Raw genomic sequence first — 6478 nt, 5'->3', positions numbered from 1 at the left:
TACGAGTTCCAAACTTTTGAATCGTTCCGTTACCAAGGGTATGGAAGCGGGACAAAGATTGGTTTCGAATATGATTGCGGAAATTTCCGGACTTAAAAACAAATCGAGACTTTTAAGAAAACTTTTCCTTCCTACGATCCGACCGGAAGAAGGAAAAAGTTAATCACTAAGCGGCTTCTGCGAACCTGATCTTTTTGATCTCCTCCTTTCTTTTTAATTCGGATACCGCGAAGTAATACGATTTTCGGACGGAATGTTCGCTTAACCCCAGATACCAGCCGATCTTTTTAAAACTTTTTTCTCCCGTTACCGCACTGCAGACTTCGACGATTTGTCTTCTGGAAATTTTCCACCTTTCCAAATTTTCAAAATGATGGATTTGCATATTTTGATAAAGCCTGGAAAGTTTTTCGTTTAGTTCCTTTTTCCTGAGCCAGGATCTTCTTTCTTCCTCCATATCCTTGGCGAAATAATCCTTTAATTTTAATTTTTTCTTTTTAAGTTTAGAATAGAATAATCTAAATTCCTTTAGACTCAAAGGAATTCTATGCTTTAGCTTGAGAATGAGAGAGGAGATCGGATCCATTTCGGAAAGAATGTTTCGGACTAAAAGAGAAGTCTCTCTGGTTTGGTTCAATATTTCTTTCGTAAACTCCGACCTTGGATCGTAAAATCTCTCGAAACCATCCGATAAAATTTCATTTTTCTTGAGCCGGAAGTCTTTTCTTCTCTGGTTCCATATTAAATTTTTAGTATATGCGGTGAAAAATGCGGGAAAATTGGAATATCCTCTTTCTTTGAATAGATGTAACACTTCTTCCGCATCCAAAACCAATTTAAGAATGATCTCTGAGCAGGAGTCTTCGTCCAAATGGTATCTTCCTTTTGCAAAAGTCCAGGCCCAGATCCAGGCTTCTTTTAAGAAATTTTCGGTATTCCCTTCCCTAAAATAAAAATCGACGGAAGAGATGAGTCGTCTGTCTTTTTCGGAGTTTTTTTCCATGATCGGATTTCGGAATAGATGACCCGATCTTCCACATATTTTAAAATAGAACCGTTCGCCTTAGATACTATGTTGGCGGCTAAGACGAACTTTTTTGGATTTTTTTATTTCTCGATCCTAGTGCAAGACTTGTGATATATCCTCGGGCGGAAGTATCCAACGGCTCGCTTAATAATCCCAAATCGGAAGAAAAGAATGATGGAGATATTTTTTTGCGTCTAGTTAATCCCGGCCGAAGAAGAAGGTTCCCGAGAAAGGATATAAGAATTTTTTTACAATATTTAAATTCTCTTTATTTGGATATTAATATCACTCAAGGATGAAAAATACAAAATGAAACGAATTCGTAGGAAGATAGGTCGCAATAGAAAACAAATATAAGGGACAAAAATATTTTCCGCAAGAGGACGAACACAATGAAAAAACTAATCCTACATTCCACGTTAGCTCTCGTATTAACCGGAGCGGTATTTTCTCAACCAAACGGCGGTCCAGGAGGACCTCCCGGAGGAGACCCGTGTAAAACGGAAAGACAAACTTATTGTAAAGATTCCAGACCAGGGCCGGAAACGGATCGCTGCCTCAAAGAATATATTTCAAAATTATCCGAAACTTGCAAAAATCACGTAAACGAAATGATCTCTCGTTTCGAAAAATTCAGATCAGCATGCGCTGCGGATGAGGAAAAATATTGTAAAAACGTGGAACGCGGACCAGCTCACATGAAATGTATGAGAGAAAACGAAAGTAAGTTATCCGCTTCGTGTAAGGCGGCACTTCCACCTCCTCCAGGCCATAGGATGTAAAAAGTATAAATCCTTTCGCTTACGCCGGTAAAATTCCCGGATCGTATTCATCCGTCGGTAAAGGTGTACAACCTGGAATTTTACTCCAGTCGGGCTCATCTCCTATATGACGGTATGAATGAGACCAAAGAATTCTGTCTTTCAAAACTAAGAATACGGCAGGCATTCTAAGTAAATGTCTGCCCTGCACTCCGTAGAAATTTCCTTTTGCAAGCGCTCTTACTGCACTCACCCAAACCTCCGGACCTGCCAATTCTATCAAGTTACCCTCTTGTATTTGGATCCGTTCATAAAAAGATGCGCTTGGGTCGGAGATTGCTTTTGCATCCGGCCAGAATCTGGAAAAAAACTCTTCTCCTTCTCTTACTGAGTCTGGATACACGAATAATATCGGTGGGAATGCAGCCATTTCGGAACTGAAAACGCGAAGGTCTTCGACCGTTTCTCTGCAAAATATACAACCAAGATGACGTAAGAATACGACTAAACTAGGTTTTTGCGGAAGATTATCCCCGAAACTTAGGCCGGTTAAATTTCGTCCTTCGACCTGGGATTCCAAAATTTCTTTCGGTAGGAATTTCATCTCTCTTTCAAATCTTCTACGATACCGGAAAGGAAATCGATTGCTTTTCTAGTCCTTAGACGAATTTCTTTCTACAATGGATTTGCATCATGTAGACCTTATCGTGTCTCTTCTGACCCTTACGGCAATGGAAATCGTTCTAGGGATCGATAATATCGTATTTCTTTCCATAGTAGTCGGTAAACTTCCAAAGGAACAACAGCGTAGCGGCCGCACGATCGGTCTTGTCGCAGCCTTAGGTTTTCGGATCGTGTTGTTATTTACGGTAAGTTGGCTTGCGAGCCTAACAAACGGACTTTTTCAAGTGGGAAATTTTACGGTTACGGGAAGGGATCTTATCATGCTCGGTGGTGGACTTTTTTTGATCGCGAAAAGTACCAGTGAGATCCATCACAAAATGGAAGACGGAGGAACGGATCTGGATACAGGGCCATCTCCTTCCTTTTTTAACGTCATTTTGCAAGTTATCATTCTGGATATTATTTTCTCGGTGGACTCTATCATCACGGCTATAGGTCTTTCGGGAAACCTAATGGTAATGGTTCTCGCCGTGGTTATTTCTCTTTTGATCATGCTGGTATTTTCGGGAAAGGTAAGCGATTTTATCAACGAACATCCAACGATGAAAATTTTGGCCCTTTCCTTTTTGATCATGATCGGCGTCATGTTGTTCGCCGACGGTTTACATTTCCATATTCCGAAAGGATATATTTATTTCTCTATGGCATTTTCCCTTCTCGTGGAGTTCATAAATATGCGGATTCGTAAGGCAAATCAATCCCCTTAAGAACTCTGGAATTGATCCTGGCCTTTCGATTCCAGATCGCCCAGCTCAGATTATAAAGTGGAGAAGACCAAAAGTTCGGCAATAAACCGTCGCTTACCGCAAGTTCCAATACTTGGTTTCTCCACTTTCTATAAAGTTTATCCGCTTCCTCCGCAGCTTCTTTAGTGATTGGATCCAGGGAGAGATTCCTGCTTAGGTTCAAAGTATATTCTACTTTTCGAATGTATTTTTCCTGCTTCTCCTTTAATTCCGCATTAAAGACGGAAACAGCCTTATCATAATTTTTTAAACATAATCGATATAAAATTTCATGATTCCACCAAAGAGAAGAATCAGGGTTAGTTCCCGGTTGTATGATATCTCCCTCTAAGAAAGTTTTTCCAGGAATAGAGAACGGAATAAAAATCGATAAAGATGGAATAGAACAACCTGTTGCCCAAAACTGAGAATTAATAGGATTCGTATCCAGTTCGGCGACAAAGGAAGAAGTAGTCTGATTCGGAGAAAAAGGTCCTCCTGCATGAAGACAAACGGAACCCATCCCGGATCGGACCGGAGAGAACCCTATACTTTTGGAAGGAAATCCTCCTTGGCTGATAGTGAGTGGAATACTTCCCTTCTCCTTACCCTCCAATCTTAGGATTTGCATTGCTTCGGAAACACCTAACTTGGATCCGAAAAATTTTCCTCCGCCGGTTACAATTTCCCTTCGTACTTTACATTTACTAAAACTAGTAAAAAGAGAATCCGAGAACGCGTCCTTAAAAGAAAACGTTTGTCCCTTCTTCAACCAACCTTTTGCTCTTGCAAAATCGATCGCATGAGAATGAAGCCCGTCGTAATCCGATCCCAATGTCAGACCGTTCGAGATTGCGTAAAATCCTTTGATCTTCTTCCAAGCCCAATATCTATCTGCAGTTTCCAGAACATACGCTTCTTTAGGATCCGCGATGATAAAACTATTATGATAGAAGAAGTTTCGATTCGAATAACCGCCGCATGCATCTTGTCCGAATCTTTCCAAATATTCTATGATCAAGTCTTTAGCTTCTGCGGCAGTATCGGAACGTTCTAGGCCCAATCTTAAAAGGTCCATCCCGGTCAGACCATCATTCTTCTTTTCGATCCGGATTTTGGTGAAGACCGCTTCGTTCCCGATCACTACATCTTTGGAATTCGCTCCCATCTCCGCTCCCCAAATATGAAGAGGACGAGAGATCAAAATCTCTCTGGATTTTTTAGAACTTGGGACATCGATGAAGGTAAGTCTTTGAATACTTTCCTTATATATTTTTTCAGGAAATCGGACCAAACATTGGGGCTCGTTCGGTTCTCTGTCCGAATTTTTTCCGAAGATCATTTTTCCGGAAGAAGTGGAATCCGGAGTCGCCACAAAAGTATCACACATAGGTAAGGGATACTAACTTTTTCTACGAGAAGAGCAAGACGTTTTTTTATTTAGAGAACTTCCAAAAGTAACATGGTCATATCGTCTTTTAATTCGGAAGAATGTAATCCCAGAACGGCTTCACCTAATGAATCCAAAAATACCCTACCGGAAAGTGATGTATAATCCCGAATGAGATCCAAGAATGCTTCGTATCCGAAAAAATCTTTTTCCCTTTCATAAAATTCGAACATTCCGTCTGAGAACAAAAGCACCCGATCTCCCGACTCTAATAAAATTTCGTAATCCTTATTGAATAGTTTAGGAAGTGCAAGAAGGACGGTTCCTTTCCCTGTCAATTCTTGTACGGAGCCATCGGACTTAATGAGGACCGCGGGATGATGTCCTGCATAAGAATAAGTTAGGCTTTTTTTCTCTCTATCCAATCTCATGTAGACAGCAGTGATAAAAAAACCGCCGATCATGGTCATCAAAGACTCATGGATCAAGGTTAGCCCTTTAGAAGGACTTTCTGCAACCGGTGCAACACTTTTAAATGCCATCACCGCCATCGCGGAAACCATTGCCGCAGAAACTCCATGACCCGCCGCATCCGCGAAAAAAAAGTCAAGCTCACCTTCCTTCCCCAGATTCGTTTTGATCAGATCCCCGCCTACACTTTCCAAAGGTTTAAAATAAGAGTAGATCCTAATATTTCCTGCCTCCGGAAATTCCAGATCCACTAAACTTTTTTGGGTTTTCTGGGCGATGGATAATTCTTCCTCGATATTGATCTGGAATTTTTCCATCTGCACATCCGCTTCCAATAATGTCTCGAATGTTCTCATTCTGAAACCGATCACAAGTACCGACAAAATTCCCGAGGAGATTAGACCGAAATAATACATGCCGACGTCTATCTTAGGATCTTTCACATGAATCCCGACAAAAAATGCGACCGCTATAAATATAAGCAGGACAGGAATGAGCACTCTCCGGTTGTTGATGGAAACTCCCATGCTGAATACGACAAGTATCAATCCGAACAGGTAACCTAGATACAGACCGTTCAGATACAAAAGATAAAAGGAATGGATACTCATTACCGCGAAATGAAAGAGCAAAACGGATTCGGAGTATTTTTTAAAATTTTCGAATTTAAAACTTAAGAATAGCGAAATACAAATTAAAGTAACATGAGTGGCCCGGATCCATTTCGGGTCGGAGATTCCGTTTTTTCCCAGATCGCCTAACAACAAGCCGAATCCCGCAAAAAAAAGGAAAAGGGACATTGCAAACCGAAATCTAGAAAGAGATTCCTCGGAGAGAAATTCCTTTAGGCTTGTGATTGCCGACGACTTATTTATCTTGTTGGAAGAATTGTTCCTTGTAGGCATCTGGGATCGCCGCCGGTTTTCCGGTAGAAAAATTAAACCATAACAGTTCCGCTTTTCCAGTCAACACGCATTCCCCTGCTTGATTCCACATAGAACACACGATAGAAAAAGATCTGTTCTTAACGGATTCCAATTTTACGGAAATATCAATCGTCTCCGGAAAACGTACCTGCTTTCTATAATCCATCTCCAAATGAGTAAGGACCGGTCCGCCTTCCAAAGGTTTCTGAGGAGATTCCCAAAGACGCATATCATTAAAAAAAGAAGCCCTCGCTGTTTCAAAATATCTTGCATAGACGACATTATTTACGTGACCAAAGGCATCCATATCACCCCAAGCCACTTTTTGCTGAACACTGTACGTGTATCTTTCCGGTTTAGACATAAAACTAGAAAAACCTAAGAGATCAATTCTGGAAAGGAAAGAATTTTCAGTAAAAAGAGATTTATGTTGCACTCGGTGAAAATTATGTGCAGTAATTTTAGATCCTATCTTTTACAAAACTTTGTCTTTT

General features: G+C 40.7%; 8 protein-coding genes (1 of these 8 only partly in view). 3 read left to right on the top strand and 5 right to left on the bottom strand.

The features are described 5' to 3' along the window. Positions 1-163 carry the 3' end of a patatin-like phospholipase family protein gene (locus AB3N61_RS05475; protein WP_020771202.1) on the top strand. Its footprint begins 848 nt before the window's first position, so 163 of the gene's 1011 nt are visible here — the last part of the coding sequence; its start codon lies beyond the left edge, outside the window; it ends in the stop codon at positions 161-163. Between the two features lie 3 nt (positions 164-166). Here the strand turns inward: AB3N61_RS05475 and AB3N61_RS05470 are convergent, their stop codons facing one another. Then, complete coding sequence (locus tag AB3N61_RS05470) at positions 167-1003, bottom strand: RNA polymerase subunit sigma-70 (RefSeq protein WP_367898678.1); 837 nt, start codon at positions 1001-1003, stop codon at positions 167-169. 416 nt (positions 1004-1419) lie between these two features. On the opposite strand from AB3N61_RS05470, the gene AB3N61_RS05465 reads away from it, so the two are divergent. Then, a complete protein-coding gene (locus tag AB3N61_RS05465; protein ID WP_367898677.1) occupies positions 1420-1809 on the top strand; it encodes a hypothetical protein in 390 nt (129 codons plus the stop codon). 19 nt (positions 1810-1828) lie between these two features. Here AB3N61_RS05465 and AB3N61_RS05460 read toward each other — a convergent pair whose 3' ends face one another. Beyond that, positions 1829-2392 carry a SelL-related redox protein gene (locus tag AB3N61_RS05460; protein ID WP_020771215.1) on the bottom strand — a complete coding sequence of 188 codons (564 nt, stop codon included), beginning with the start codon at positions 2390-2392 and terminating at the stop codon, positions 1829-1831. Between the two features lie 76 nt (positions 2393-2468). Between AB3N61_RS05460 and AB3N61_RS05455 the strand changes: the two genes are divergently transcribed. After that, complete coding sequence (locus AB3N61_RS05455) at positions 2469-3179, top strand: TerC family protein (protein ID WP_367898676.1); 711 nt, start codon at positions 2469-2471, stop codon at positions 3177-3179. Here AB3N61_RS05455 and AB3N61_RS05450 read toward each other — a convergent pair. From AB3N61_RS05450 to AB3N61_RS05440, 3 genes are all read right to left on the bottom strand, one after another. Beyond that, positions 3139-4587: an acyl-CoA--6-aminopenicillanic acid acyltransferase gene (locus tag AB3N61_RS05450; RefSeq protein WP_367898675.1), complete on the bottom strand. Its 1449-nt coding sequence runs from the start codon at positions 4585-4587 to the stop codon at positions 3139-3141. The two genes, AB3N61_RS05455 and AB3N61_RS05450, sit on opposite strands and share 41 nt — an antisense overlap. 50 nt (positions 4588-4637) lie before the next feature. Continuing rightward, complete coding sequence (locus AB3N61_RS05445) at positions 4638-5858, bottom strand: PP2C family protein-serine/threonine phosphatase (protein ID WP_367898674.1); 1221 nt, start codon at positions 5856-5858, stop codon at positions 4638-4640. Between the two features lie 67 nt (positions 5859-5925). Then, positions 5926-6348: an acyl-CoA thioesterase gene (locus tag AB3N61_RS05440; RefSeq protein WP_020771459.1), complete on the bottom strand. Its 423-nt coding sequence runs from the start codon at positions 6346-6348 to the stop codon at positions 5926-5928. Positions 6349-6478 lie beyond the last annotated feature (130 nt).

The organism is Leptospira sp. WS58.C1, assembly GCF_040833995.1.
GTDB classification, from domain to species: Bacteria; Spirochaetota; Leptospiria; order Leptospirales; family Leptospiraceae; genus Leptospira_B; species Leptospira_B cinconiae.
The sequence above is the reverse complement of the archived record's forward strand: the minus strand, read 5'-3'. Positions and strand labels throughout refer to the sequence as shown.

Excerpts from the sequence above, each read along its gene's own strand:
- AB3N61_RS05460 (WP_020771215.1), bottom strand. The coding sequence starts at position 2,392 with ATGAAATTCCTACCGAAAGAAATTTTGGAATCCCAGGTCGAAGGACGA.
- AB3N61_RS05470 (WP_367898678.1), bottom strand. The coding sequence starts at position 1,003 with ATGGAAAAAAACTCCGAAAAAGACAGACGACTCATCTCTTCCGTCGAT.
- AB3N61_RS05455 (WP_367898676.1), top strand. The coding sequence starts at position 2,469 with ATGGATTTGCATCATGTAGACCTTATCGTGTCTCTTCTGACCCTTACG.
- AB3N61_RS05445 (WP_367898674.1), bottom strand. The coding sequence starts at position 5,858 with ATGTCCCTTTTCCTTTTTTTTGCGGGATTCGGCTTGTTGTTAGGCGAT.
- AB3N61_RS05465 (WP_367898677.1), top strand. The coding sequence starts at position 1,420 with ATGAAAAAACTAATCCTACATTCCACGTTAGCTCTCGTATTAACCGGA.
- AB3N61_RS05450 (WP_367898675.1), bottom strand. The coding sequence starts at position 4,587 with ATGTGTGATACTTTTGTGGCGACTCCGGATTCCACTTCTTCCGGAAAA.
- AB3N61_RS05440 (WP_020771459.1), bottom strand. The coding sequence starts at position 6,348 with ATGTCTAAACCGGAAAGATACACGTACAGTGTTCAGCAAAAAGTGGCT.